Raw genomic sequence first — 26,538 nt, 5'->3', positions numbered from 1 at the left:
ACTCACGGACCAGAACATGTCGCTTGCCGATCATCCTCTGCAGCTGATTCTGCTGCTGTTCGCCCTGTCGTTGCTGCCGCTGTTTGTCGTGATGGGCACGGCCTTCCTGAAGATCTCGATCGTGCTGTCCACGCTGCGCAACGCGCTCGGCATCCAGCAGATTCCGCCGAACATGGCGATCTACGGGCTGTCGCTGGTGCTGACGATGTTCATCATGGCGCCGGTCGGCATGGCGATCGGCGACAACCTGAAGGCCAATCCGATCAAGATGGAGGCGCCGGACCTGTTCGGCCAGGTCGAAACCCGGGTGCTCGAGCCTTACCGCGAGTTCATCAAGGGCAAGGCGAGCCCGCAGCAGGTCCGCTTCTTCATGGACATCGGCGAGAAGATGTGGCCGGAGCCCTATCGCAATCGCATTCCGGACGATTCGCTGGTGGTGCTGATCCCCGCCTTCACCGTCAGCGAGCTGGTCGAGGCCTTCAAGATCGGCCTGCTGCTCTACCTGCCGTTCGTCGCCATCGACCTGATCGTCTCCAACGTGCTGCTGGCGATGGGCATGATGATGGTGTCTCCCGTGACGATCTCGCTGCCGATCAAGCTGCTGGTGTTCGTGCTGATCGGCGGTTGGGAGAAGTTGCTCGGCCAGTTGATCCAGTCCTATCTATGAGCAACGAAATCATTGCGCAGCTGGCGTCCAACCTGCTGTGGCTGGTGCTGATCCTGTCGCTGCCGGTGGTCGTCGTGGCCTCGGTGGTCGGCGTGCTGGTCAGCCTGGTGCAGGCGCTGACGCAGGTCCAGGACCAGACCATCCAGTTCCTGCTGAAGCTGATCGCGGTCTGCGTCACGCTGGTGATGACCTATCACTGGATGGGCGCCACGCTGATCGGCTACACGAACATGGCGTTCGAGCAGATTTCCGTGATGGGGAAATAGGTGGACGGCTGGCAGCATATCGTTCCGACGCTCGCACTGACGATGCTGCGCCCCTTGGGCATGCTGGTGCTGATGCCGATGTTCTCCGCACGCGCGCTCGGTGGCGGCCTGATACGCAATGCGCTGGTGCTGGTGATGGCGCTGCCCGCGCTGCCGATGCAGCTCGCGCATGCCGCGCAGTTTGCGGAGCTGTCGCTGCCGGCGCTGAGCCTGGTGGTGATGCAGGAGTTCGCGATCGGGCTGGTGATGGGCTTCTGCGCGACCATTCCGTTCTGGGCCATCGACATGGCCAGTACCGTGATCGACACCGTGCGCGGCACCTCGATGGCATCAGTGCTGAACCCGATGCTGGAAGAACAGTCTTCGGTGTTCGGCGTGCTGTTCACGCAGGTTCTGGCTGTGCTGTTTCTGGTGGGCGGCGGCTTCAACGCGATGCTGACCGCGCTCTATGCCTCGTATCAGAGCATGCCGCTGCTCGGCGGCTGGCATCTGTCGGCGAGCTTCCCGGGCTTTATCGCGCATCAGTGGCAGCTGATGATGGAGCTGTGCATCGGCTTCGCATTGCCTGCGCTGGTGGTGATGGTGCTGATCGATGCCGCGCTCGGCCTCGTCAATCGTTCGGCGCAGCAATTGAATGTGTTCTTTGTCGCGATGCCGATCAAGAGCGCGCTGGCGCTGTTCGTGCTCGCCATCGGCATGAGCTACGCGCTGGGTGCCTTCCAGCAGCGCTTTGACGCGTTCGGCGGCGTGGTGGCCAATCTGCTCGGGACCATGCGATGACCGAGAAGACCGAACAGCCGACACCGAAGAAGATCCGCGACGCGCGCGAGGAAGGCCAGATCGCCAAGAGCGTGGAGATCGCCACCGGCATCCAGCTGGCCGTGCTGCTCGGCTACTTCTGGCTGCGGGGCGAGGACATCATCGACGCCTTCCAGAGCATCATCGAGGTGGCGATCGCCAGCATCGGCGAGCCGCTGCGCGTGGCGATGGGGCGGGTGGTGACCGTCACCGGCACGCTGATGCTGCATCTGCTGGCACCGGTCGGCATCGTGCTGATTCTGGCGACCGTCGGCTCGGTGATGGCCCAGATCGGGCCGCTGTTCGCGCCCAAGTTCATCAAGCCGAAGGGCGAGCGGATCAGCCCGCTGACCAACGCGAAGCAGCTGTTCTCGCTGCGCTCGCTGTTCGAGTTCGGCAAGTCGTTGCTCAAGGTGTCGATCCTGAGCATCGCGTTCTATCTGCTGATCAAGCGTTATCTCTATTCCTTCCAGTTCCTGCCGCTATGCGGCACCGAGTGCGGATTGCGGGTAACCGGTGTGCTGATCGGCTGGCTGTGGGGAATCCTGGTGCTGTTCTACGTGGTGTTCGCGATCGCGGACCTGGCATTCCAGAAGCGCACCTTGACCAAGCAGCTGATGATGAGCCGCGACGAGATCCAGAAGGAATTCAAGAACACCGAGGGCGACCCGCATATCAAGCACAAGCGCAAGGAGATCCATCGCGATATCCAGAGCGGCAGCATGGCGGCGAACGTGAAGCGCTCTACCGCGGTGGTACGCAACCCGACCCATGTCGCGGTCTGCCTGTATTTCGTCGCCGGAGAGACGCCGCTGCCCCAGGTCATCGAGAAGGGCATCGATGCTCGAGCACGGCGGATGATTGCGATCGCCGAGGAGGCCGGCGTGCCGATGGTCGAGGAGGTTCACGTCGCCCGCCGGCTCTATGCGCGCACCGAGGTCGGCGATTACATCCCCGCCGAACTGTTCGAGCCAGTGGCCGAAATCCTGAATCTGGTCAACGAGATGAAGCAGTCGGACGAGGGCATCGAGGATGCCGAGGCGGACGCCGACGACGATGCGGAGGAGATCGAGACCGGCAGCGATGACGGGGCCGACGAGCACAACGGCAACGTAAGCAACAACGTAAGCGACAACGTAAGCGACAACCTCGGCGACAACGTAAGCGACAACCTCGGCGACAACCTCGGCGGCAACCTCGGCGGCAACCTCGGCGATACCGAGGCGGAAGACACCGAGACAGACAACGACATCGACAGCGACAGCGACGCCGCAGGCACCCGTCCGGCGCGCGGTGGCGTCGATCCACGCGGCCGATCCCGCCGCGGCCCACGAACCGATCCCCGCCGCCCGGCCAATGGCTAGGCCGGTACCAGCGACGGTTCCCCCAATTGGAGAGCGTTTCGTGATGAGGACGATAACGGCGGTCCCTGTGATCGCCCTGATCGGCGGCCTGGCGGCCAGCGTCGCCCACGCCGACGATCCCGCGCAGTCGCCGGCCTGGACCGTGGCTCAGGCTCCGGAGCAGCCGCAGAGCCCGGGTGGCCCCGTGGGCAACGTCTGGGGCGTGCTGAGTGCGGCGGAGCGGGAGGCGCGGGCTATCGTTGCCAGCGAGCAGCGGGAGGGTCCAGCAACCGATACTGCGCCGTCACACGGGCCCGCTGCGCCCGCCGGCCAGCCCGATCGCGCGGAACAGACCGTGCCAGCGCCGGCAGTCCGGCAACCGCGTGACCTGCGCGGTGCCCATGGCGCCGCCCTCGAGCAATTGGCACTCAGCACGCTGGCGCGGCACGCGGCCCGTGCGATGGGCCAGGACAACGCACGGGTGCTTGGCGTCGATGCCATCGCGCCGACCGTCGAGCCCGTGGCGGCGCTGGCGCAGGCGCAATCGGCGGCGTCGGTGGCACCGCGCGCCCGCCCCGTCGCCTTCCAGCCCGATGCGATGGGCGAAGGCGGCATGGCGGGCGAGCGACCGATCGGCGGGCGCGGCTCGACGCGGCCGCGGCACGTGCAGCTGGCGCTCGCGCCGCCCAACGCACGGCTGGCATCGGCCTACGACGATCTGATCGAGGAGGTGGCGCGCCAGCACGATGTGGCGCCGCATCTGATCCGGGCGGTGATCAAGGTCGAATCCAATTTTCAGGCGCACGCCCGCTCGCCGAAAGGCGCCGTCGGCCTGATGCAGGTGATGCCCGCCACGGGGCGGCGCTTCGGCGCGGCCGATCTGCGCGATCCGCGCAGCAACGTGAGCGCCGGTACGCAATATCTGCGCTGGCTGCTGAACCGCTTCGACCAGGACCTGACGCTGGCGCTGGCGGCGTACAACGCGGGCGAGGGCGCGGTCGAAAAGTATGGCCGCCGCATTCCGCCCTTTGCGGAAACGCAGGGCTACGTCAGCAAGGTGCTGATGCATCTGGGCCTGACGCCGGGGACGGAGCCGACGGCGTCGCCCGCTTCGGCGGCGTCCGGCGGCAATGGCCGCAACGGCAGCACCGCCGATGCCGGACCCGCCAGCGCGATCGCGAGCCGCACCGACGATGGCAGCAGTCCGAAGACAGCGGGTCGTCCGCCCAGGTCGGGCAGCGGCGGCACGGCACGCCAGCAAGCCGATGCGACGCTGCGCACCGTGTCGAACTGGATCGGCGCGCTGTTGACGTCGAGTTCGCAGCCGGCGGCGCGTGCCGCGACGAACGCGGCCGCCGCCACGACGCCGACGATGGCGATCCACGCCGCCGACGCCATGGACGCCACCGTCGACGCGTCGACCTGGACGCGATTGCCGCTGCGTGAACCCGTACGCACGGGGCCGGTTTGATGACGGTGCCGAAATGCTTGCCGCTGTCGCCGGTCTGCACGGGCGCGCGGCTTTCAGGTCATGACCGGATCACGCGGTCGCCGCCACTGCCCGAAGATCAGTCGATGAACCCACCGTCCATTCCCGGCCAGCGCGGCGTCAATGCCTGGCTGCGCAAGCTGATGGATTGCCCCTGCGTCGCGGTGATCGCCGCCAATGGGCCGACCGCGCAGATCGAGGTCGGCGGTGTGTCGGCCTGGGCGTGGTGCCTCGAGGCAGGACTATGCATCGGGCTGCAGCTCGACCCAGGGGTCGAGCCCGCCGAGGGCTGGCTCGACGACGCGACGCTGTCGCTGGCGGCAACGCCGGCGGCGGTCGACGACGCGCTGGCCATCGATGGCCAGACGTGGGTGCTGTGGCACCGCTACGACCACGACATCGAAGCCAGGCAACTGGAAGAACGGCTTGCGCTGCAACTGGCGCTGGTACGCCGGCTGGCGGAAAGCGCGCAGCCGGCCGGGACCGGACCGGGTTCGGAAATTGGAAGATTGATATGAACGCATTGCAGCTGGGCAAGCTGTCGTTTCTTGCCGCCACGCTGGCCGTCGCCCTGGGGGCGCGGGCGGCATCCGGCCCGCTGGGCCTGTCGGGCCCCGAGTTCTCGGTGTCTTCCCGCGGCATGAAGGTCGCCGCGCTGCTGCGCGATCTGGGCGCCAACTATGGCGTGCCGGTGATCGTCAGCCCCGAAGTCAACGATACCTTCGTCGGCACGCTGCAGGGCCGTCAACCCGAGCGCCTGCTCGACCAGCTGGCGCAACTGTACAACCTGGCCTGGTATTTCGATGGCCGCGTGCTCTATGCCTACAAGGCCGGCGAGGTCAGGACCGAGGTCCTGACCCCTTCCTATCTCGATGCCGGGGAGCTGGCGCAGTATCTGCGCGAGGCGGGCGTATTCAAGGGCGGCACCTGCTCGGTGCGGCCGGTCAGCAATTTCAATGCGGTCGAGGTCTTCGGCGTGCCGGTCTGCGTGCAGCGGATCGGCAAGCTGGCCAGGGACCTCGACGAAAAGACGCTGAACCAGACCCAGAACAAGGAGGTCGTGCAGGTCTTCCCCCTGCGCTATGCCTCGGCGGTGGACGGCGCGTACACCTACCGCGACCAGCAGGTGGTGATTCCGGGCGTGGTCACCGAGCTGCGCGAAATGGTGCGCAGCCGGGCGATCCCGGCGCCCACCGAAGGCGGGCAGGTGGTGCCGGCCGCCGGCACCCAGCCGACCTTCTCGGCCGATGCGCGCAACAACGCGGTGATCGTGCGCGACCGCAAGACCAATATTCCGCTGTACGCCGAGCTGATCAAGCAGCTGGACCAACGGCCGCGGCAGATCGAGATCTCGGTGGCCATCATCGACGTTGACGCTGCCGACATGCGCGAGCTCGGCCTGGATATCGGCGGCAGCGTCGGCATCGGCAAGTCGCGCATCAGCTTCAACGCCGGCAATGGCGCCGCGGCCACCGACGGGACCTTCTCGACCGTGCTGAGCAACACCGCCGACTTCTTCGTCCGCATCAATGCGCTGGAGCAGAACTCCAAGGCCAAGGTGCTGTCGCGCCCGTCGGTGGTGACGCTGAACAACGTGCAGGCGGTGCTCGATCGCAATATCACCTTCTACACCAAGCTGCAGGGCAACAAGGTCGCCGAGCTCGCCTCCGTGGCGGCCGGCTCGCTGTTGCGCGTGACGCCGCGTCTTATCGACATGCAGGGCGAGCAGGAGGTAATGCTGACGCTCGACATCCAGGACGGCCGGCAGGAGCCGCCGGCCAACAACATCGAGCAGCTGCCGCAGGTGCGCAACTCGGGCATCGCCACGCAGGCCATTCTGCGGCCGGGCCAGAGCCTGCTGCTGGGCGGCTTCGTCGAGGAGAAGCAGCGGCAGGGCCAACGCAAGATTCCGCTGCTGGGCGACTTGCCGCTGGTCGGCGGCCTGTTCCGCAACGAGACCCGGGAGAACCTGAGCGTCGTGCGCCTGTTCCTGATCAAGGCCGAACCGCACGCCCTCAACTGAAGTGGTCATGAAATACCGATACCAGATCAAGATCCTTAGCGGACCGCTGGCCGGACGCCGGCTGCGCTTGCCCGAGGGCGAGTTCACCATCGGCGGCGCCGACCCCGATCTCGACGTCATGCTCGAGGGCGGCGGCCGCGCGGTGCTCGACTGCACCGAGCAAGGGGTGCTGCTGCGCACGACGGTGCCGGTATGGATCGAAGGCGCGCCGACCAGGCCGGTGGAGGGGCCGTTGCCGCTGGAGAAGGTCGTCGACATCGGCGGCCTTGCGCTGCTGATCGGCAATGCCGATCGGCCCTTGCCCGATCGCAAGGTACCGTCCCGGCGCGATGAGCGGCGCGGCATCGTGTCCACGGTGCTCGCGTACGCGGGGCTGGTGCTGCTGATGTCCGGCAGCGCGGGCGCGGCGATCTGGGCCTACGGCATGCTGCAGCCGGACAGCGCGGTGGTGAACCGCGAAGAATGGCTCGCCGAATGGCGCAAGCGGGCGCGGCAGCAGGGCATCGACGTTGCCACGCAGCCGGACGGGCTGATGGTGCTCGGCGGCAGCTGCCTCGATTCGACGGCGCGCAACGCGCTGGTCGACAAGCTGCGCGAGCATGGCAAGCCGTATCGCGACCAGACCTTGTGCCAGGACGAACTGGTGCGCAACGTGCAGGCCGTGCTGAACCTGCATGGCTTCAGCGAGGCGCGGGCGCGGCCCGGCCCATCGATCGGCTCGGTGACCATCCAGGGCACCATCCAGGCCGACGCACGCTGGCGCCGGGCAGTGTCCATGCTGTCGTCGATGCAGGGGCTGCAGCGATGGTCGGTCGAAGATCCGGTCGGCACCAGCGTCAAGACGTTGATCGGCATGCTGCGCGACGCGGGCCTGCTCGGGCGTCTGAGCGTCGCGCGCGAGAAGGACCTGATCCTGATCACCGGCGTGCTCGACGACGGCGCGCAGCGCAGCCTGTCCGCGGTCACGCACGCATTTGCCGGCGTGCATCCCGATGCGCCGAAGGTCATCTTCCAGAACATCCCGACCCGGTCGATCCAGACCGGCATCTTTCCCGCGCCGGTGGTCAGCTTCGGCGGCAGCGGCGAGCTGGCCTTTCTCGATCTGGCCAACGGCACGCGCCTGAAGGCCGGTAGCCGGCTGCCCGCAGGCCACGTGATCGTGCATCTGGACCGCAACGGCATCGACCTCGAGCGCGAGGGCGAGCTGATGCATCTACCGCTGGAGTTGTGATGGAGCCCACCTCGAAATCCGCGCCGAAACCTTCCCTGTATGGCACCAGGATCGAAGGCCGTCTGGCCGAGGACAGCGATGGCGTCCTGCGCAAGCAGTTGCGCGCCGAACTGGCGCGCGCACGCCGACGTATCGAAGCACAGCTGCGCGAGCCGCAGACTCCCGAGGCCTTCGCCACGCTGAACGCGCTGCGCGAGCTCTGCGGCGCCGGTACGCGTACGGTCGACAAGGTATGGCGCCGGCTCGCGGCAAAGCGTGCGTGAGCGTCGATGCGGCCCTTGGACGCGCCGACAGACAGCAGCCCGCGAGCCCATTACCTGAACAGTAGCCAAATGCTTTAGCGCACCGGTTTTTTCAATAGATTCGTGAAGCCATGATCCGTAGAGTCAGGTCCACGGACTTCCAAAGGAGTCGAACGAAATGGAACAAGGAAAACAGGAAGACAAGGGCCAGAACCAGGAGCAGCAGCACGAGCAAGTGTGGAAGGACGCCTGGGAAACCCTGGATCGCCTGCGCGAGATGTTGCACAAGGAGATGAGCGATTGGGCTGCGATCCAGCGGCGTATCGACGATCTCTATCTGCGTGCCAGCAAGGATCCGAAGGCGGCCGAGGCCGTCGTCTCGCTGGAAGCTGCGCTGGCGGAATGCCGCGGCGACATCGAGGACGCCGAACGCCGCATGCACCAGTTGCAGGCCCTGATCAAGGAAATGAATCTGCGCTCCGCGCAGGATCGCCGCGAGATGCAGCGCTACAAGCAGAAGGTGTTCGGTCTGCGCGGCGGTGAAGACAACGAGAAATCCGTCCCGGTGACGCCTCGTGCCGAGGACGCGGCGATCGCGCCAAAGAGAAAGCGCGTGCGCCGTTTTGCATGACGCGGCTGATATTGATGATTGAATGGAGTGAAACATGCCCGCTGTAGCACCAAGACCCACCCCTGGACAAGCCCAGACCGATATGCCGATCGCGGCGACACTGCCGACGCCGCCCACCTCCGTCATCGAAGCGCCGACGAACGGGCCTTTGGTCACGCGCAATTACACGCCGCTGGCGGCAACCGATGCCGCCAACTTTCAGGCCATGTTCATGGCGATCGACAGCCAGCGCCAGGAGGTCGGTGCCCGGATGGAGGACTACCGATACAACAACGATATGGCCAGAGCCATCGAGCAGCTGAAGAACTCGGTCCGTGTGCTGATCGACCAGATACGCAGCGACGATCCAACCAAGAAGGTCAAGCTTGGCTCGCAGCTCGCCTGGTACCTGTGGAGCAACAACCTGGAGGTAAAGGGCTACAAGCCTCAGGAAAAATTCGCCACCTTCCAGGAGTTCGCCGATCAGGAATATTCCGTCGACGAGCTGAACACGGTGATCAGCTCATTGGAGATCGACAAGAGCAAATACAGCGATGCGAACAGCCAGTACATGCAGCAGATGCAGCTTGCTCTCGGCCTGCTGCAGGTGTTTCAGCAACTGCTGACCTCGCTGATCGATCAGACCAAGCGCGTCAAGGAAACGGTCGTTTCCAAGATTTGACGGTAGAGCGAATCAGGAGAGAACCGTGAAGCGTCGTTGGAGGTCGGCAGGGGATTCGCCAGCAGAGGCCATGACGGCATCGTTGCCCGCGGCCGTCGGTGCACCCGATGGCCCGCAGGCCGCCGTCCAGCAGTATGTCGCCGAAGGCGGCAGCTTGCGGGGCCTGTTCGGGCTCGACGCGGTTGCGCTCGAGACGCTGTATGCGTATGCCTGCCAGCGATACGAGGCGGGCGATCACGAGGGCGCCCGGCAGATCTTCTTCGCGCTGGCGGCCATCGATCCGCATTCCTACGACTATTGGCTATCGCTCGGGCTGTGTCTGCAGAAGCTGCATCGGCACGACGAGGCGATCTACTGCTTCGTGCGCAGCGCCGGCATGCGGATGTGGGAGCCACAGCCTCCCTATCTGGCGGGATTGAGCCTGCAGCTGTGCGGCGAATACGGCAAGGCAGCCGAGGCGTACGAAGCCGCCATCAAGTGGTGCGGACAACAGACGGAACATCAGGAACTGCGCGGCCTCGCCGAGCAATCGTTGCGATCGCTGCAGTCGCTGGCATCGGTCGCACCGATCCGGAGCGAAGCCGCGCCAAACCAGGGAGGAGTGGAATGAACGGTGGAATGAACGGTGCCAATGCACTACACCAGGCCGGATTCATGCCGGGCTGGGAATGGGGCGATGTCCGCCCCGAAACAATGGAAGCAAGGAAGAGCGTTCAGGCGGGCACGGTCGCGCAGCCTTGCGTCAGCGTGCCGGCCGCCGAGGTATCCGAGGCGCCAGTCCAGATGTCATCGCTGCTCAAGCCGCCGCCGTCAGCGATGCGCGCGGTGGACGCGCGTGCCGCGGGGGAGGCCTGGGACAGCGTCATCGGCATCCTGTCCGGGGCGGTTCGTACGGCCGCCGCGGCAGTCAAGGGAGATGGCAAGGGGACGGATCTGGCCTTGAACGATCTTGGCAAGGCGACCGACTCGCTGCACGCGTTCTACCAGCGCGCGCTGAATCCGGAGGCGGTATTGCTGCAGCTGCAACTGGAGGCCACGCAGTTTACGGCCGACATGACGCGCGCCAATCTCGAAAATACCCGGGACCTGCGCAAGCAGGAACTCGCCGCCATCGAGGAGAAGCAGCGCAAGGAGAAGGAAGCCGCCGAGAAGCAGCAGCAGCTCGAGCGCAAGGCCGGCAAGGGCCAGATTGCGGCGCTGGTGTTGGGTTGGGCGACCTCGCTCGCGCAGGTGGTGACCGGTGCGCTGAAGCTGGCCACCGGCCAGCCGATGGGGATTCTCGATTTGAGCGCCGGATTGGTCGGCATGGCCAAATGCACCCTGCTGAGCATTCAGATGGCGCATCCCGAGCTCGCCGGCAAACTGGGCTCGCATATCGGCAACCTGGCGAAGAGCGAGATGGCCCTCGGCGCGGCGGCCGGCGTCGTCAGCCTGATCTCGGTCGCCCGGATGGCAAAGGTGGCCAACGCCATCCTTGGCAAGGCGGCCAGCACCCTTCTGCAAACGGGGGCGGAGTCCGGCACCAGTTCGGTCGGCGTGACGCTGGTGCGCGCGATGGACCAGGGAGGCGATGCCGCCAATGCCGCATCGAAACTGGCCAAGGATATGGCGAAAACGCTGGTTGACGAAGTCGGCGACCAGGTACGCAACGCGCTGCAGGTCATTCCCGGCCGGCAGAACGTGGTGAACGCCTGCACCAAGGCGTTCTCGAACCAGGCGCTCGAGCAGATCGTGGAAAGCGCATTGTTGGAGGCTGCGAAGCAAATGCGCGGCATGACCACCGAGGCCGTGACGTCAGGCTTCATCGAGCAGGTGCAGAAGCAATTGCTGCGATTGGTGGCGCGCGCAGCGGTCAAGGTTGCCGCCACGCTCGACGCCCCGCTGACCACGGCCAAGGTGATTGCGCCCAACACGCAGCAGATCGTCCATCACGCGCTGCGCGTGGAAGCCGCCGGCCGGAAGGAAGAGATCGATCGGATGATGATTCACGCCATGATGCTGCAATTCGTGATCGATCTGATCGGGCGGCAGGTCAAGGAGAACAAGAACGCGCTGGAGCGCGTGACGCAGGATCAGATCGACACGACCCAGAAGATCACCACGGCGCTTGCCGAGACGCGCGACGTCGCGCTTGAAGCGGTCGGCGCCGGAGTCTGACGCGGACCGCTGCGCCGTTATCGGGACGATCCGACCGGATCCTGCGTTCACAGGGCCTCGGATCGTCGTGTAGTAACTGAACCCACAGGAGTAACGACAATGAATGTCACCCCAACCAATATCGTGCTGCCCCAGAGAACAGACGCGTCCGATACCTCGTACAGGATGATGTCGGCGCGCGCAATGATTCTCGAAATTCAGCGTTCCATGAAGCAGCTCTACGATACCTACGTGGTATGTCATGCCCAGCTGGAGCAGAACGTCGTGCAGCTGCAGAAGAGTGCGTTCACACAGGCCATGGAGGCAAAGGACAAGCGCCGCGACGCGGAATATATTTCCGGCGCCGTCGGCATCTTCGCCGGCGTTGCCGGCCTGGCCCTCGGAGGCGGCGGGGGTATCTGGGGCTCCAGGACGACCAATCTCAACTTTGCCACGGGCGTGGAAATTGGCTCGCATTTGAGCACGCCGACCACCACCATGTTGAGCAATGCCGGGCAGATGGGCGCTGCTGCCAAGCGCAACGAGGCGGAGGAGGAGCAGATCCACTCGGATCTGTCGCGCAACGTGTCGGAGTCCGCGGAGCGAGATGCATCGAAGGCGCAGGATAACGCCGCCCAGCACCGCCAGCAGTATCTGCAGGACGCCAATCAGCTGACTCAGGAATCGGTTGCGATACTGAAGGCCACCGTCGCGCCGCGTTGACCGAAGCCACGGCGCGTCGTTCGCCTCGCGCGCGGTGGTCTTTGGCATCGACCGGCGCGACCTTCCTCCTTTCCCACTCCCTTGCAAACCGTGCCGCCCGTCCCCGGGCGGCGCTTCGATCATGATCAATTCCATGCCGGATATGGACTACCGCGAACCGGAAGACGCCGGCGTCCGAACGCGGCGCATCGCTTTGCTGCATGCTGCGGACGCGGACCCCGTAACGCGCTTCCTGCATGCGAGAGGCCTCAGTACGGAAACGGCCTACCTCGGGGAGTCGGAGTTCGAGTTGGGCAGGCGCGTGCGAGTCTCAACGCTCGAGCTGATTTATCGCGTTGCCCAGGAGGTGCTATGGATTTGCGACATGACGGCCCTCGACGCCCCGGCAGACCATGCCGGCGCCATGCGCGTGCTGGTATCGCTGATTCATGCGGTCGAGCGATCGGTACCGGAGGTGTCGGTGGTGGAAGGGCTGGTGCCGCTGGGGAAAGAGGACGAGGGCGACGAAGCATTGCTGGGCCGCCGTCTGCTCGACGTGTACCGCAGGCTGGGCGCGCACTGCGACCCGGACTCGGCCCCGGGCATGGTGCACGTCAGATACATGATGCGAAGCGGCGCACAGCAGGCGCCGAAGGCGCCCGCGTGATGTCCGCTGCCAGATCAGACGTCGATCAGTCCAAGTCGCCGCGCCCATTTGGACAGGTCGGCGACATTGTGGGCGTCGAGCTTGCGCATCAGATTCATCCGGTGCGTTTCGACCGTCTTCAGGCTGATCGACAGCCGCTCGGCGACACGCCGGTTGGTATGTCCCTCGGCAACGAGCTTCAGTATCTGCCGCTCGCGCGGCGTCAGTCCGGCGGCGGCCACATGGCTGCCGTCGTCACCCTCGGTACGGCGCATCGCATCGACCTGTTCCAGGTCGATGTCCGGATCGAGATAGGCCATGTCCTGTCGAACCGCATGCAGCGCCGCCATCAGCTTTTCCAGATTGCTGCGCTTGAGGACATAGGCGTGGGCGCCGGCGCGCAGTGCGGCGGCGGCGCGGTTCTCGGAATGCAGGCCGGCGAGTACCACCACGCGGATGCCGGGCCATCTGCGACGAATCGTCGCAATGGCGTCGACACCGTCGAGCGAGCGCAACTGGAGGTCCATCAGTACCAGGTCGGGATGGAACTGCAGGCAGGCATGGACGGCCCCGTGTCCGTCCGACGCTTCGCCAACGATGTCGACCGTGGGATCGGCCTTGGTCAGCAGCGATTTCAGTCCTTCGCGCATCACGGCGTGATCGTCGACCAGCACCACACGGGTGGCGGCCAGATGGGCGGTGATGGGACGGCGTGCCGATTGCACCAGGCGAGGCAGTACGGCAAGGCTGTTCAACGTTTGGATAGTCATGTGTTGCTCCGAAGACTATGCCGGAATCCGAGTCGCGTCCGATGCCAGGTATTGGCCCGATAGGTCTCGGTTCAGGATGGCGCCAGTCTAGGTAGCGACAATGAGCAATAAATGATGGAACGATGAGATGGAAATGAGGGCCGACGAGCGGCAGCATCGACTCGCGGCATCGATGTCGATCGATGCACGGAACCGATGTGTCAACGCATGCGACTGGAGCGCGAAATGAACAGACTGGATGGATTTGACCGCCTGCTGGCGGAGTTCGGCGAATCGATCGGGATTCCCGAAATGGCATTCGACGAAGACGGCTTGTGCCATATCCGCGTCGACGAGGAGTACCCGATCACCTTCCGCCGCGACGACGACAACCACAATCTGGTGCTGGTGGGATTGATCGCCGAGGAGCTGCCGGAGCGGCTCGACCGCGAACTGGTCAAGGAGATGCTGGCCACCGGGGTGGAACCGCTGCGCGACCATGGCGCCGCGCTAGGCCTGGAGCCGCAGTCGGGCACGCTGATCCTGCATCAGACCATGCCGCTGGCCAAGATCGACCGCACGGCGCTGGAGACGCTGCTCGGCAACTTCATCCTGATGCAGAAGGACTGGTCTGCGCGGGTTGCCGGTGCGGGCACGGGGGCAGAGGAGGTCGATCAGGCCGGGGCGAGGGCAGCGCACGATCTGCCTGCCGGTCCGTTGGCCGGCAGGCCGGCCGGCCTTGGCGGCACGAGTCCTGCCGGTGCGAAACCTGGTTCTTCCGGCACGGCGGGTCAGTCCGGTGCGCCCGCTGCGAAGGCGCCGGCCAAGCCGGCCGCGCCGGAGCCGCGCTACCACCCCCATCTGCATCACCGCTGACCGCTGGCCTGCGACCGACGCGAAAGTTCGGTCGCGCGGTGCGAAGATCGACCAGCCGCCGCGCGCCGGCGCCACAGTGTCGATTGACAATCCTGGCCCAGGCTATCCATCATTCTGGTCGGAAAAGAAGGCGCCCCGGATCGGCATTCGCCGCCGAGGGCAGCCGCACAAGAAGGAACGGGAAATGATGCAGTGGATACGCCTAGTGGCGGGCGCGGCGGGAGTCGCCGCGCTGTTGGCCGGGTGCGCGACGGTGGCGCCCGACGAGTCGCCGATGCGGGCGGCAGTACAACCGACGCGGGACGATGCCCGCGCTCTGGCCGTCGAAGTCTATACCTTTGCCTATCCCCTCGTGCTGACCGATGTCACGCGCGAGGTGATGGCGGCGCGGGCCTCGGCCGGCGCGGCGGGACAGACGGCCGTCAATACCTTTGTCCACCAGCGCGGCGCGCCGCGCCCCGGCGCGTCAGACATGCCGAGCCCGGACGCCGATACGCTGACCTCCGTCGCCTGGCTCGATCTGTCGCGCGGGCCGGTAGTGCTCAGCGTGCCGGACACCCAGGGCCGCTACTACACATTGCAGTTGATGGACGGCTGGTCCAACGTCTTCTCGGCGCTGGGCAAGCGAACCACCGGCACGCAGCGCGGCAATTATGCGATCGTCGGGCCGGACTGGACCGGCGCCTTGCCGGCCGGGGTGCGGGAGATCCGCTCGCCGACCGCGATGGCGTGGGCGGCGGTCCATATCCAGGTCGATGGCAAGCGGGAGCTGCCGGCCGTGCACCGGCTGCAGAACGGCTACCGGCTGACGCCGCTGGCCGCCTGGCCGAATGGGCGGCGCGCCCTGCCGGCGGTGCCGACGATTCCGCCGGCGGCGGTCGACCTGGAGACGCCGCCGGTCGAGCAGGTCGCGGCGATGGACGCGCAGGCCTTCTTCCACCGCTTTGCAGCCCTGTTGCCGGCCAACCCGCCGAGCGCGGCGGACGAGGGCATGATGCAGAAGGTGCGGGCGCTGGGCATCGAGCCGGGCGCCCCGTATTCGACTACCGTGCTCGAACCCGAAACGGCGCGCGCGCTGCAGGACGGCGCGACCCGCGCGTTGGCCCGCATCGTCACGCTGGCGCGCGGCGGCGAGGCCGCAGCGTCGGGCGCCTGGCTGTCGCGCAAGGACCTGGGCCGCTATGGCACCGACTACGACCGCCGCGCGGCCACGGCATGGCTGGCGCTGGGGTCGAGCCTCGGCGAGGACACCCTGGTGTTCCGCGCCAATGCCGACGCCAGCGGCCAACCGCTGCAAGGCGGACATCGCTACGTCATCCGCTTCGACAAGAGCGCGCTGCCGCCGGCCAGGGCCTTCTGGTCGCTGTCGCTGTACGACCAGGCGCAGGATGTCGTTGCCAACCCCTTGAACCGCTACGCAATTGGCAGCCGCGACGGTTTGCGCCGCAACCGCGACGGCTCGATCGAGATCGTGGTGCAGCACGCCCGGCCGCCGCGGGCACAGGCGGCGAACTGGCTGCCCGCGCCCGACGGACCGTTCAATCTGATGCTGCGGCTCTACTGGCCGCAGCCGGCGGCGCTGGACGGTGGCTGGAGCCCGCCATCGGTGCGGCGCGTGGGCACGGACTGACAGGCTTTGTCGTCCCCGCGAAGGCGGGGACGCAGCGGCGTTCAAAGACACTGGATTCCCGCATTCGCGGGAACGACCCGATGGCTGTCCAGACTCTGCAGACTCTGTCTGCAGACACCGCCGGTCAATGCGTCGCGCAATCGCACTGGCCCGCCGCATGGGCCGAACGCTCCAGCGCCACCGGCTGCCGCCGCACCCCAGCCACGCCTTCGGCCGCCAGCCGTTCGCGCAACTGCCGGGCCGCCGCGACCATATTGCGCAGCGCGGCCTCGGTCTCGGCCCAGCCGCGCGTCTTCAGCCCGCAATCGGGATTGACCCACAGCCGTTCGGGAGGAATCACCTGGCAGGCGCGCGTCAGCAGCTGGCCGATCGCCTCGACGCTGGGCACGCGCGGCGAATGGATGTCGTAGACGCCGGGCCCGATCTCGTTCGGATAGTCGAACGCCGCAAAGCCATCGAGCAGTTCCATCGCCGAGCGCGAGGTTTCGATCGTGATGACGTCAGCATCGAGCGCGGCGATCGCCGGCAGGATGTCGTTGAACTCCGCGTAGCACATATGGGTGTGGATCTGCGTATCGTCGCGGACCACGGCGGCGGCGATGCGGAATGCGCGCACGGCCCATTGCAGATAGCCGTCCCAATCGGCGCGCCGCAGCGGCAGGCCCTCGCGCAGCGCCGGCTCATCGATCTGGATCACGCGGATGCCGGCCTGCTCGAGATCGGCGACCTCGTCGCGGATCGCCAGCGCCAGCTGCAGCGCGGTATCGGCGCGCGGCTGGTCGTCCCGTACGAACGACCATTGCAGCATCGTGATCGGGCCGGTCAGCATGCCCTTCATCGGCCGGTCGGTCAGCGACTGCGCATAGCGGGCGGTATCGACGGTGATCGGCTCGGGCCGGTAGACGTCGCCATAGATCAGCGGCGGCTTGACGCAGCGCGAGCCATAGCTCTGCACCCAGCCGAATTCGGTAAAGGCATAGCCGCACAGCTGCTCGCCGAAGTATTCGACCATGTCGTTGCGCTCGGCCTCGCCGTGCACCAGCACGTCGAGCCCCAATGCTTCCTGCCGACGCACGGCATCCTCGATCTCGGCGCGGATGCGCTGCAGGTAGGCCAGCGCGCCCAGTTCGCCGCGTTTGAAGGCGGCCCGCGTCTGGCGGATCTCGGCCGTCTGCGGGAACGAGCCGATGGTGGTGGTCGGCAGCGGCGGCAGTTGCAGCGCGGCGCGCTGATCGGCGATGCGTTGCGCGAACGGGCTGCGGCGATCGGCCATCTCTGGCGTCACCGCGGCCACGCGCTGGCGGACCTGGGCGTTGACGACGCGGCGGGAAGCGCGGCGGCCCGCCTGGGCCGCATCGGAGGCGGCCAGCGCGTCGGCCACCGCGGCCTCGCCGTCGTTCAATGCGGTCGCCAGCACCTTCAGCTCGTCCAGCTTCTCGGTCGCAAACGCAAGCCAGCCGCGGATCTCGGGATCGAGGCGGGTTTCCGGCGCGAGCGACACCGGCACATGCAGCAGCGAGCAGGACGGCGCCAGCCACAGGCGGTCGCCCAGTTCGGCGTGCAGCGGCGTCAGCCGAGCGAGGATCGCGCGCAGATCGGCGCGCCAGATATTGCGGCCGTCGATCACGCCGGCCGACAGCACCGCGTCGGCCGGCAGCACCTCGCGCCAGGCCTGCCACTGCTGCGGCGCGCGCACCAGGTCCAGATGGAAACCGTGCACCGGCAGCGCGGCGGCGCGGGCGGCATGGTCGGCCGCGGAATCGAAGTAGGTGGCCAGCAGCAGCTTGACGCCGCAGTCGGCCAGCGCGGCATAGGCGGTGTCATAGGCGTCCAGCCAGACGCCGTCGAGCTCGAGGCACAGCGCGGGCTCGTCGAGCTGGACCCATTCGATGCCGCGCGCGTGCAGCCGCTGCAGGATGTCGCGATAGGCGGCGGCCAGCCGAGGCAGCAACGTCAGCCGATCGAAGCCGGCGACATGGGTCTTGGACAGCCACAGCCAGGTCACTGGCCCGACCAGCACAGGCTTGACGCGATGACCCAACGCCAACGCCTCGTCGATTTCCTCGAACAGCCAGTCGACGCCGCCGTCGAAGCGCGTGTCCGGGCCCAGCTCCGGCACCAGGTAGTGGTAGTTGGTATCGAACCACTTGGTCATTTCCATTGCCGGCTGCGCCGCGTTGCCGCGCGCCAGCTCGAAATACTGGCCCAGCGTCAGTGCGCGAGGATCGAAGCCGAAGCGCGCCGGCAGCGCGCCGAGCAGGGCGCTGGCGCCGAGCATCTGGTCGTAGTAGGCGAAGTCGCCGGCGGCGGCCAGGTCCAGGCCGGCATCGGCCTGCAGACGCCAGTGCGCCGCGCGCAGGCCTGCCGCGCATTCGCGCAGCGCCGCCTCGCTCGACTCGCCGCGCCAGAACGCCTCCTGGGCGAATTTCAGTTCGCGTTTCGCCCCGATGCGCGGGAATCCCGAAATATGCGTGCGTGCCATCTCTCGCTCCAAAACAAGTTGGCGCACAGTGTCCGGCCGCGGGTAGAATGAATCAAGTGATATGTTTTAAACAAAATATGAATGGATTTCATATCAAACGCGTAGACCGGACGAGGACGCAACCATGATCGAGGTCCGCCATTTCCGCTCGCTGGTCGCGATCGCCGAATCCGGCAAGCTCGCGGCAGCGGCCGAGCGCGTCCACGTCAGCCAGTCGGCGCTGTCGCACCAGATCAAGGCGATCGAATCGCACTACGGCCTGTCGCTGTTCGACCGCACCCGCGGCGGTCTGCGCTTTACGCCGGCCGGCGAGCGGCTGCTGGCGCTGGCGCGCGAGGTGCTGGCGTCGATCAGCGCGGCCGAGCGCGATCTGGAGCGGCTCAAGGGCGATACGCGCGGGGAGCTGCGCATCGTGCTGGAGTGCCATACCTGCTTCGACTGGCTGATGCCGGTGATGGACGAATTCCGCACGCGCTGGCCCGAGGTCGAGGTCGACCTGGTGGCCGGCTTTCACGCGGACCCGCTGGCGTTGCTGGCCGAAGGCCGGGCCGACATGGTGATCGGCTCGCTGCCGCCGACGCGGCGCGGGCTGGCGGTGGTGCCGCTGTTCCGTTTCGAGATCCTGGCGGTGATCGCCAACGAGCACCGGCTGCGCAACCGGCGGCGGATCGAGGCCGCCGACCTCGAGGGGGAGACGCTGATCACCTATCCGGTGCCGGAGCCGCGCATCGATCTGATCCGCGAGGTGCTGGAGCCGGCCGGCATCCGGCTGCAGCGGCGCACCGCCGAACTGACCGTGGCGATCCTGCAGCTGGTCGCCAGCCGGCGCGGGATTGCGGCGCTGCCGAACTGGGGCGTCAAGAACTACGTCGACCACGACTATGTGCTGGCCAAACGCATCGGTGGCGGCGGGCTGTGGAGCGAGCTCTATGCTGCGATGCCGGCGGCACTGGCGGAGCGGCCCTTTGCGCGAGACTTCGTCGCGATCGTGCGCGAGACCTGCGCGCGCGATCTCGATGGCATCGAGCTGTTGCCGGACGACGCCGGGCAGCAGCGAGGCGGCGCGGGCAGCAAGGGCGGCTGAGCGGCTGGGCGGCCGTCCTTTCATCCGCTGCTTCGATCGCTACTTCAACCGCTCAGAGCTCCAGCACGATCCGCCCGCATTTCGCTCGCGAACAGCAGCTCATCATCTTGCTGTTCGCTTCCCGCTCGGCCCGCGTCAGCACTACGTCGCGATGGTCGATCTCGCCCGCCAGCACGCGCACTTCGCACGACCCGCACAGCCCTTCCTCGCAATCGCTCTGCACGTCGATATTGGCGGCGCGCAGCGCGGCGAGCAGCGTCTGATCGGCCCGTACCGTGACGACGATGCCCGAGTCCTTCAGCTCCGCCTCGAACGCCCGCTCCTTGCTCGGGTCGAGCGCGCTCAGCGTCGACGTGAAATGCTCGACACGCAGCGCGTCCTCGGGCCAGTTCGCGCAACAGGCCGCCAGTGCGTCGAGCATCCGTGCCGGGCCGCAGGCATAGATCTGCGTTTCGGCATCGGGCTGGCCGAGCAGCGCACCGAGGTCGGCGCGCGTGCCTTCGTTTCGGGCGTAGACATGCAGCCGCTCGCCATGCAGGGCGGCCAGTTCGTCGAGCAGCGCCATCGACGTGCGGCCGCGCCCGCAGTAGTGCAGCTGGTAGTCGATGCCGAGTTCCCTGGCGCGCCGCGCCATCGCGCTGATCGGCGTGATGCCGATGCCGCCAGCGATCAGGATCAGCCGGCGCGCGCTTTCGTCGAGCCGGAAGTGGTTGCGCGGACCGCGAATGCGCAAGCGGTCGCCGGCCTTCAGCATTTGATGGATCCACGCCGAGCCGCCGCGGCTGTCGGCCTCGCGCAGCACCGCGATCTCGAAGGCCTGCGTGTCGGCCGGATCGCCGCACAGCGAATACTGGCGCGATACCCCCGTATCGCCGCATTCGACATCGATATGCGAACCGGGCGACCAGCGCGGCAGCGGCTTGCCATCGGGCGACAACAGCCGCAGCCGCACGATGTCGTCGGCCACGCGCGTCACGCGCTCGACCACCACGGTGCGGTTGATCGCATGGCTGGACGGCTCGCCGATCCGCACCGGTGTCCGCACCTGCAGCAGCGCGGGGTTGCGCCGCTCCGGATTCTGGCTCGGGTCCCACTCGACCCACAGATGCTCGGGGCCGCGGAACGAGGTGTTCGGCACATACGTGAACTTCTGCTCCGACAGCTTCATATGCGGCAGCCGGCGCGTGAATTCCTCGAGAAAGATCTGCATCTCCATCCGCGCCAGGTTCTTGCCCATGCACTGATGCGCGCCATAGCCGAAGGTCAGCTGGTCGCTGGCGTTGGCGCGGCGGATATCGAACAGGTCGGCGTCGGCGAAGTGGCGCTCGTCGTGGTTGGCCGACGACGTGACGATCAGCAGCTTCGCGCCGGCCGGAATGTCGACGCCGCCGATCTGCACGTCGCGGGTGGCCAGGCGCCGCCATGCCGCGACCGAGCCGTTGTGCCGCAGGCATTCCTCGACCGCATTGGGGATCAGGCTCGGGTCCTCGCACAGCTCGCGCCAGGCGTCGGGATGCTGCAGCAGCAGCTTGATCGCGTTGGCGCTGGCATTGGCGGTGGTTTCATGCGCGGCGACGATGCCGGCCATCATCATCGAATGCAGATACGAGTCCGTGACAACGTCGGGATATTCCTTTTGCTTGCGGATGCCGTACTGCATCCAGCCCGGGCCCGACGGATCCTGCCGCATCTTGTCGAGAATGCGTCCGGCCAGCTGCCAGAAGTTGCCCACCGCGTGCGCGACCTCGACCTGTTCCTCCGGTTTGGGCCGACCCCAGGTGTTGACGGTATGGGCAATCGAATACTTGCGCAGCAGGTCCATGTCCTCCTCGGGTACGCCGAGGAAATGCAGCGCGACGGTCAGCGGCACCTCCCACAGGATCTGGTCGACCAGATCGGCCTTGCCGTCGTCGATGAAGCGGTCGACGTACTCGCGGGTCAGCCGGCGCACCATCGGCTCGTGATGCTGCAGTTGCTCGGGCGTGAACGGCTCCATCAGCACGCGGCGGCGCGGCATGTGCGCGGGCTCGTCCTCGTTGACCAGCGTGCGGTTCATCGCGTAGCCGTAGGAGGCCAGCACCGCATTGGCCTCGTCGCCGGTCGGCGTGATTTTTTCGAGGGCGATCGAGGGGCTGAAGGTCAGGTTGTCGCGGAAGATCGCCTTGATGTCGTCGTAGCGCGTCACCACCCAGTAGCCCAGCTTGGGACTGTAGAACACTGGCTCCTGCTCGCGCGCCCAGCGCACGTAGTCGGGCGGGTCCTGCTGGTAACCGTCCTCGAACGGGTCGAATTCGGCCGCGCGGGGACTGACGGGGCAGCCGGTCGGCGACAACAGCGGCGTTGCCGGTGGCGTGCCGGGCCCGGCGTGGAAGGGGCAGCCCTGCGCACGGGCAGGTTCGGTGCGTTCGCTCATGATCGGTCCTCGGTCCTCTACAACGTTGGCGCAGCGGGCGGGTTCGCCAAGGACCCGCCCGCCGGGCTCATTCGAGCGTGATATTCAGGTCGCGGATCAGCTTGTGCCACAGCGCCGTCTCGCTGCGCAGCAGCGCGGCAAACTGCTCCGGCGTACTGCCGACCGGCTCGACGCCGAAGTCGACCAGCTTGCGGTTCACCTCGGGCTGCTTGATCGCCGCGGCGACGCTGGTCTGCAGTTTGGCAATCACGTCGGGCGGCGTGCCGGCCGGCGCGACCATGCCGACCAGCGCGGCGGCCTCGACGCCCGGCAGGCCGACCTCGGCGAAGGTCGGCACATTGGGCAGCTGCGGCAGCCGGGTGGCGTTGGCCACGGCCAGCGGGCGCAGCTTGCCGGCCTTCAGGAAGGCGGCCCCGGCGGCGAGGTCGGTCATCATCGCGGGCACCTGGCCGCCGACCACATCGAGCAGCGCCGGCGCGGCGCCGCGATAGCCGATATGTACCATGCGCAGGCCGGCGCGCTCCTTCAGCAGCTCCATGGCCAGATGGTGCGGGCTGCCGGCGCCGGCCGAGGCATAGCTGATCTTGCCGGGCGCCGCCTTGGCCTTGGCGAGGAAGTCGCGCGCGTCCTTGTATTCGGCATTGGCGCCGACCACCAGGATCATCGGGAATTTGCCCAGCAGCGAAACCGGCGCCAGATCGCGCGTCGGGTTGTAGCTCAGCGACTTGTACAGGGCCGGATTGAACACCAGCGTGCCGTTGTCGGCCGACATCACGGTATAGCCGTCGTGCGGCGAACGCGCCGTTTCGGCCGCCGCGATCGCGGTGTTGGCGCCGGGTTTGTTCTCGACCACGATGGCCTGACCGATATTGGCCGACAGCTGCTGGCCGATGGTGCGAGCCAGAAAGTCCGAGCCGCCGCCGGCGGCATAGGGCACGATCCAGCGGATCGGCTTGCTGGGGAAGCTTTGCGCCGCCGCTTGCGGCGCCAGCGCCATGGCGGTCAGCATCGTGCCGGCAAGCGCCAGCATCGACGAGATCTTTCTCATTGTTTGTCTCCTCTGCGGGGATGGGCGGTGCGCCGCCGAATCGTGTTGGGACGGTGGACCGTCTTCTTGTGGCCGCATTGCCGACGCTGTTCCGGTGAATTACGTCAGGCGTAATGCGGTTATGCCAAAAGTAATTGTCGGCCCGTCGACTGTCAAGGGAAAATTACGCTTTGCGTGCTAGCATTACGCCATACGTAATTTCAAACACATGAACCGCGTAGGCGGGAGCGACCGGGAATGGCCAATCCACAAACCGAATCGGAGACACGCGACGGCAATGGCGAACGGGGCGGCGCCGGTGTGCAGGCGCTGGAAACCGGGCTGTCGGTGCTGGATGCCTTGCTGGGCTCGCTGCATCCGATGGCGCTGAAGACAGTCGCGCAGGCCGCCGGCATGCATCCGGCCAAGGCGCACCGCTACCTCGCCAGCTTCGTCAAGTGCGGCTATGTGGAGCAGGACGACACCGGCCGCTACAGCCTCGGCCGCCATGCGCTGCGGATGGGGCTGGCTTGCCTCGCCCAGCTCGATCCACTGCGCCTGGTGACACCGGTGCTCGACGACATCTGCGCGTCGACCGGTGAAACGGTGCTGGCGGCGGTGTGGGGCAACCACGGGCCCACCGTGGTGCAGTGGCGCGATTCGCTGCGGCCGGTCACGGTCAATGTGCGGCCGGGTTCGGTGATGCCGCTGCTGTCGTCGGCGACCGGGCGGGTCTTCACCGCCTTCCTCGATCCGGCGGTGACGGCATCGCTGCTGGAGACCGAACTGGAGCAGCGCGCGGCGCTGCAGCCGCCGCGTTTTCCGCGCGATGCCGCCGAGGTGGCGCAGCTGCGCGAGCAGGTGCGGGCCAGCGGGATCGGCAGCGTCCATGGCGATCTGCTTGCCGGCGTGGATTCGGTCAGCACGCCGGTGTTCGATCGGGACGGGCGCATCGTGCTGGCGATCACGGCGCTGGGCAATGCCGCCACCTTCGACGGCCGGCTGGACGGGCCGGTGGCCGCAGCGATCAAGGCGGCCGCCGCCGGTCTGTCGCAGCGGCTTGGACACGGCCTGCTGGCCGAGTCGGCCTGACTGACGGCGGCGCCGCGCAGGGTTCAGTGGACCGGCGCGGCAACCGCTGAGGCTAGGCTCTCGCGGCGTCGGGCGGCCGCCGTTTCCTGTTGGCTCGCCAATTCCTCGACGATCGCCACTTCACGCACATCGACACCGTTTTCCAGCCGCTTGACCAGCAGCGGGAACAGCGCGGGCTCGTCCGCCGTGACGGACAGGCGCAGCCATTGGCCTGCGCCGGGCAGCGTGCCTGGCACCAGCGTCATCGCGTCCAGCCCGAGCCCGGTGCGGCGCGCCGTTGCCAGCGTCCACTCGATCGCGCCAATCAGGTCGTGCTGGTCGAGCAGCAGCGCAAGTTGCAGGGCGGAGTTGGGGGTTTGGGCGGACATGACGGCAACCGGTAGAAAATAGCGATGCAGTGAATTTACCAGTCTGCCGGCAGAATGTGCTTCTTAATATTCTGCTACGCTGGTCGGAATCAGAATGAATCGGCTAGTATTTGTGGATGTGACAGAGAAATATTCTTTGTCCGCCAGTCTCGCCCATCTCACCGATCCCACCGATCCCACCGATCCCACCGATCCCACCGATGCCCATGGCCGATCCCAACCATTCCACGACCGCTCCTGCCGCCACTCCGGCCACCGGTGCCGCCGCCAGGCCGGGAACCAGACTCGTCCCAAAGCTCGACGAAACGGACCGCCGCATCCTGCGCGCGCTGCGCCGCGACGGCCGCCTGTCCAACCTGAAGCTGGCCGAGCAGGTCGGCCTGTCCCCCACGCCATGCTGGAACCGCGTGCGCGCGCTGGAGGAGGCCGGTGTGATCCAGGGCTATACCGCCCTGCTGAACCAGAAGGCGCTGGGCCTGCCCGATACCGTGCTGATCGAGGTCACGCTGGAGCGGCACGACGACGACATGCTCGACCGCTTCGGCCGCGCGCTTGCGCAACTGCCCGAGGTCATGGAGGCGTACCTGCTGACCGGCGAGTATGACTATCTGATCAAGGTGGCGGTGGCGGGCACCGAAGGCTACGAGGAGTTCCTGCGCCACAAGCTGTACAAGCTGCCGGGGCTGCGGCACAGCCGGTCGACCTTCGTGCTGCGCTGCATGAAGCGCGAGCCGTCGGTCGAACCGTGAGCCGGTGTGCCGCAGGGCGCCTTACTCGACGACTTCGAGCTGGAATTCGCCGGTGGGGCCGTCGTAGCCGATCCGCAATCGCGCGCCGTTATGCCGGCACGATCTGGCCACGCTGCGCAGTTCGGCCTGGCGTTCGCCACGGCGCAGGTGCGAGCGGGCCTTGGTGCTGATTTCGCTCGGGCCGCATTCGTCGTTGCGGCATTGGTAGCGCATCCATTGCCCATAGGATCGTGGGCGTGCCGATGCTTCCGTCAAGGTTTTGCACAGCGGACAACGTTGCAAGGCTTCCTTCATTGCCATTCCCATTCGGTGTCGTTTGCGCGCGGCCATCGTGCGAGCGTTGGGAAAAAGCGCCGCCAAGGCTCACTGCGATGAGCGCAAGCGATTTACGCAAAGTGATTTAACGCAAGAAAGTGATGCCGGAAGAATGCAGATTATCTGCACAGAGGGCAGGGCTTGGCTACCCCCAAATCGGTAGCCCCCCGGCAGGAGGGTCGGCACCGCGCGATCGGAGAGATCGCCACGGTGCCGAGGTGCCGCCCTCGAACGAGGGCATGGCAGCGGGAACGGTGGTGCTCAGGCGGCCTTGGCCACAGCGCCGGCGGCCGGCTTCGCGGGCCTGGACTTCGCAGCAGCCTTCGGTGCCGCAGCCTTCTTCGGTGCCTTGACGACCTTGGCGGCCTTCGGTGCAGCGGCCTTCGGTGCAGCAGCCTTGCGCGGCGCGGCGGTCTTGGCGCCGGCCGGCTTCTTTGCCGACTTGGCGGCCTTCGCTGCCTTGGCCTTTTCCTTCTGCGCTGCCAGCTTTTCCTTGGCGGCCTGCTTCTCGGCCTGCAGGGCCAGCTTGGCGGCGGCAGTCGCCTGCGCGACTTCGCGCTTGGCGGCGTCGATCGCCTTCTTGGTGTCGGCGCGCAGCTTCAGCAGGCGCTTCTTCGCGGCTTGCGCTTCGCGTGCCAGCACGCTGGCCTTCTTGGTCGGCGCCGCCGGCTTGGCGGACTTCACTGCGCGCGGCGCGCTTTTCTTATTGGCAACGGCCATTGTTTGATTTACCCGAAATGTGGTTTATGGAGCGCGGAGTATAACCGGTCACTGGTGTACGAAGAAACGTTCTCGTCGCATCGTGCGCGCCCTTTGCACGCGAAAACGATCGTCTATGCTGCCTACTGGATTTGCCCGCGAGACAGGCGGTCCCTGCAGCGAGTTTCTGCAGCGAGTTCCTGCCGTGAGTCGTGCAGT

26 protein-coding genes are annotated in these 26,538 nt (G+C 66.7%); 19 read left to right on the top strand and 7 right to left on the bottom strand.

Annotated elements, in window-relative coordinates:
• The first annotated feature begins 16 nt into the window (after positions 1–16).
• The 14 genes from sctR to HTY53_RS18300 all read left to right on the top strand — a co-directional run bounded on the left by sctR (position 17) and on the right by HTY53_RS18300 (position 12,856).
• A complete protein-coding gene (gene sctR / locus HTY53_RS18365; protein ID WP_174107940.1) occupies positions 17–667 on the top strand; it encodes a type III secretion system export apparatus subunit SctR in 651 nt (216 codons plus the stop codon).
• Entirely contained in the window at positions 664–933 is a 270-nt protein-coding gene (gene sctS / locus HTY53_RS18360; protein ID WP_149316177.1) for a type III secretion system export apparatus subunit SctS, read from the top strand. The genes sctR and sctS overlap by 4 nt, the downstream gene beginning before the upstream one ends.
• Entirely contained in the window at positions 934–1,713 is a 780-nt protein-coding gene (gene sctT, locus HTY53_RS18355; RefSeq protein WP_174107939.1) for a type III secretion system export apparatus subunit SctT, read from the top strand.
• Positions 1,710–3,095 carry an EscU/YscU/HrcU family type III secretion system export apparatus switch protein gene (locus HTY53_RS18350; protein WP_217435669.1) on the top strand — a complete coding sequence of 462 codons (1,386 nt, stop codon included), beginning with the start codon at positions 1,710–1,712 and terminating at the stop codon, positions 3,093–3,095. Before sctT ends, HTY53_RS18350 begins: the two co-directional genes overlap by 4 nt.
• A 43-nt stretch (positions 3,096–3,138) precedes the next feature.
• Entirely contained in the window at positions 3,139–4,545 is a 1,407-nt protein-coding gene (locus HTY53_RS25085; protein WP_368041029.1) for a lytic transglycosylase domain-containing protein, read from the top strand.
• A gap of 104 nt (positions 4,546–4,649) precedes the next feature.
• Positions 4,650–5,081 (top strand): hypothetical protein, encoded by a 432-nt coding sequence (locus HTY53_RS18340; RefSeq protein WP_174107938.1) that lies wholly within the window; start codon positions 4,650–4,652, stop codon positions 5,079–5,081.
• Entirely contained in the window at positions 5,078–6,586 is a 1,509-nt protein-coding gene (locus HTY53_RS18335; RefSeq protein ID WP_174107937.1) for an EscC/YscC/HrcC family type III secretion system outer membrane ring protein, read from the top strand. The genes HTY53_RS18340 and HTY53_RS18335 overlap by 4 nt, the downstream gene beginning before the upstream one ends.
• 7 nt (positions 6,587–6,593) lie before the next feature.
• Entirely contained in the window at positions 6,594–7,817 is a 1,224-nt protein-coding gene (gene sctD / locus HTY53_RS18330) for a type III secretion system inner membrane ring subunit SctD (protein WP_174107936.1), read from the top strand.
• Positions 7,817–8,080, top strand: coding sequence for an EscE/YscE/SsaE family type III secretion system needle protein co-chaperone (locus HTY53_RS18325; RefSeq protein WP_174107935.1), 264 nt, complete (start codon positions 7,817–7,819; stop codon positions 8,078–8,080). Before sctD ends, HTY53_RS18325 begins: the two co-directional genes overlap by 1 nt.
• Before the next feature lie 157 nt (positions 8,081–8,237).
• The gene (locus tag HTY53_RS18320) at positions 8,238–8,690 is read left to right on the top strand and encodes a hypothetical protein (protein WP_174107934.1); all 453 of its coding nucleotides are present in this window, start codon (positions 8,238–8,240) and stop codon (positions 8,688–8,690) included.
• Positions 8,691–8,724: 34 nt separating this feature from the next.
• The gene (locus HTY53_RS18315; protein ID WP_174107933.1) at positions 8,725–9,351 is read left to right on the top strand and encodes a hypothetical protein; all 627 of its coding nucleotides are present in this window, start codon (positions 8,725–8,727) and stop codon (positions 9,349–9,351) included.
• A gap of 70 nt (positions 9,352–9,421) precedes the next feature.
• Positions 9,422–9,961: a SycD/LcrH family type III secretion system chaperone gene (locus tag HTY53_RS24815; RefSeq protein WP_254600011.1), complete on the top strand. Its 540-nt coding sequence runs from the start codon at positions 9,422–9,424 to the stop codon at positions 9,959–9,961.
• A gap of 1,646 nt (positions 9,962–11,607) precedes the next feature.
• Positions 11,608–12,210, top strand: a complete 603-nt coding sequence (locus HTY53_RS18305) for a hypothetical protein (RefSeq protein ID WP_174107931.1) — start codon at positions 11,608–11,610, stop codon at positions 12,208–12,210.
• A gap of 121 nt (positions 12,211–12,331) precedes the next feature.
• Positions 12,332–12,856, top strand: a complete 525-nt coding sequence (locus HTY53_RS18300) for a hypothetical protein (protein ID WP_174107930.1) — start codon at positions 12,332–12,334, stop codon at positions 12,854–12,856.
• A gap of 14 nt (positions 12,857–12,870) precedes the next feature.
• On the opposite strand, the gene HTY53_RS18295 is transcribed toward HTY53_RS18300, so the two are convergent.
• Entirely contained in the window at positions 12,871–13,605 is a 735-nt protein-coding gene (locus tag HTY53_RS18295; protein WP_254600010.1) for a response regulator, read from the bottom strand.
• A 225-nt stretch (positions 13,606–13,830) separates the two neighbouring features.
• Here HTY53_RS18295 and HTY53_RS18290 point away from each other — a divergent pair, with 225 nt between their 5' ends.
• Both HTY53_RS18290 and HTY53_RS18285 read left to right on the top strand, forming a co-directional pair.
• Complete coding sequence (locus tag HTY53_RS18290; RefSeq protein ID WP_174107929.1) at positions 13,831–14,460, top strand: type III secretion system chaperone; 630 nt, start codon at positions 13,831–13,833, stop codon at positions 14,458–14,460.
• 184 nt (positions 14,461–14,644) lie between these two features.
• Positions 14,645–16,090 (top strand): DUF1254 domain-containing protein, encoded by a 1,446-nt coding sequence (locus HTY53_RS18285; RefSeq protein WP_174107928.1) that lies wholly within the window; start codon positions 14,645–14,647, stop codon positions 16,088–16,090.
• Between the two features lie 124 nt (positions 16,091–16,214).
• Here the strand turns inward: HTY53_RS18285 and metE are convergent, their stop codons facing one another.
• Positions 16,215–18,572, bottom strand: coding sequence for a 5-methyltetrahydropteroyltriglutamate--homocysteine S-methyltransferase (metE, locus tag HTY53_RS18280; protein ID WP_174107927.1), 2,358 nt, complete (start codon positions 18,570–18,572; stop codon positions 16,215–16,217).
• Positions 18,573–18,696: 124 nt separating this feature from the next.
• On the opposite strand from metE, the gene HTY53_RS18275 reads away from it, so the two are divergent.
• A complete protein-coding gene (locus HTY53_RS18275) occupies positions 18,697–19,656 on the top strand; it encodes a LysR family transcriptional regulator (protein ID WP_174107926.1) in 960 nt (319 codons plus the stop codon).
• Positions 19,657–19,708: 52 nt separating this feature from the next.
• Here HTY53_RS18275 and HTY53_RS18270 read toward each other — a convergent pair whose 3' ends face one another.
• The gene (locus HTY53_RS18270; protein WP_174107925.1) at positions 19,709–22,069 is read right to left on the bottom strand and encodes a cytochrome P450/oxidoreductase; all 2,361 of its coding nucleotides are present in this window, start codon (positions 22,067–22,069) and stop codon (positions 19,709–19,711) included.
• Between the two features lie 67 nt (positions 22,070–22,136).
• Positions 22,137–23,099, bottom strand: a complete 963-nt coding sequence (locus HTY53_RS18265; protein WP_438820971.1) for a Bug family tripartite tricarboxylate transporter substrate binding protein — start codon at positions 23,097–23,099, stop codon at positions 22,137–22,139.
• A gap of 255 nt (positions 23,100–23,354) precedes the next feature.
• Between HTY53_RS18265 and HTY53_RS18260 the strand changes: the two genes are divergently transcribed.
• Positions 23,355–24,188 (top strand): IclR family transcriptional regulator, encoded by an 834-nt coding sequence (locus tag HTY53_RS18260; RefSeq protein ID WP_174107923.1) that lies wholly within the window; start codon positions 23,355–23,357, stop codon positions 24,186–24,188.
• Positions 24,189–24,211: 23 nt separating this feature from the next.
• Here the strand turns inward: HTY53_RS18260 and HTY53_RS18255 are convergent, their stop codons facing one another.
• A complete protein-coding gene (locus HTY53_RS18255; protein ID WP_174107922.1) occupies positions 24,212–24,556 on the bottom strand; it encodes a hypothetical protein in 345 nt (114 codons plus the stop codon).
• A gap of 206 nt (positions 24,557–24,762) precedes the next feature.
• Between HTY53_RS18255 and HTY53_RS18250 the strand changes: the two genes are divergently transcribed.
• Entirely contained in the window at positions 24,763–25,305 is a 543-nt protein-coding gene (locus HTY53_RS18250; protein ID WP_174107921.1) for an Lrp/AsnC family transcriptional regulator, read from the top strand.
• Positions 25,306–25,326: 21 nt separating this feature from the next.
• Here the strand turns inward: HTY53_RS18250 and HTY53_RS18245 are convergent, their stop codons facing one another.
• Both HTY53_RS18245 and HTY53_RS18240 read right to left on the bottom strand, forming a co-directional pair.
• Positions 25,327–25,665, bottom strand: coding sequence for a hypothetical protein (locus HTY53_RS18245; protein WP_238509237.1), 339 nt, complete (start codon positions 25,663–25,665; stop codon positions 25,327–25,329).
• Positions 25,666–25,881: 216 nt separating this feature from the next.
• On the bottom strand, positions 25,882–26,340 hold the full coding sequence (locus tag HTY53_RS18240; protein WP_174107920.1) for a fumarate hydratase: 459 nt from the start codon (positions 26,338–26,340) through the stop codon (positions 25,882–25,884).
• Positions 26,341–26,538: the final 198 nt, after the last annotated feature.

The organism is Cupriavidus gilardii (assembly GCF_013314895.1).
GTDB lineage: Bacteria > Pseudomonadota > Gammaproteobacteria > Burkholderiales > Burkholderiaceae > Cupriavidus > Cupriavidus gilardii_C.
The sequence above is the reverse complement of the archived record's forward strand: the minus strand, read 5'-3'. Positions and strand labels throughout refer to the sequence as shown.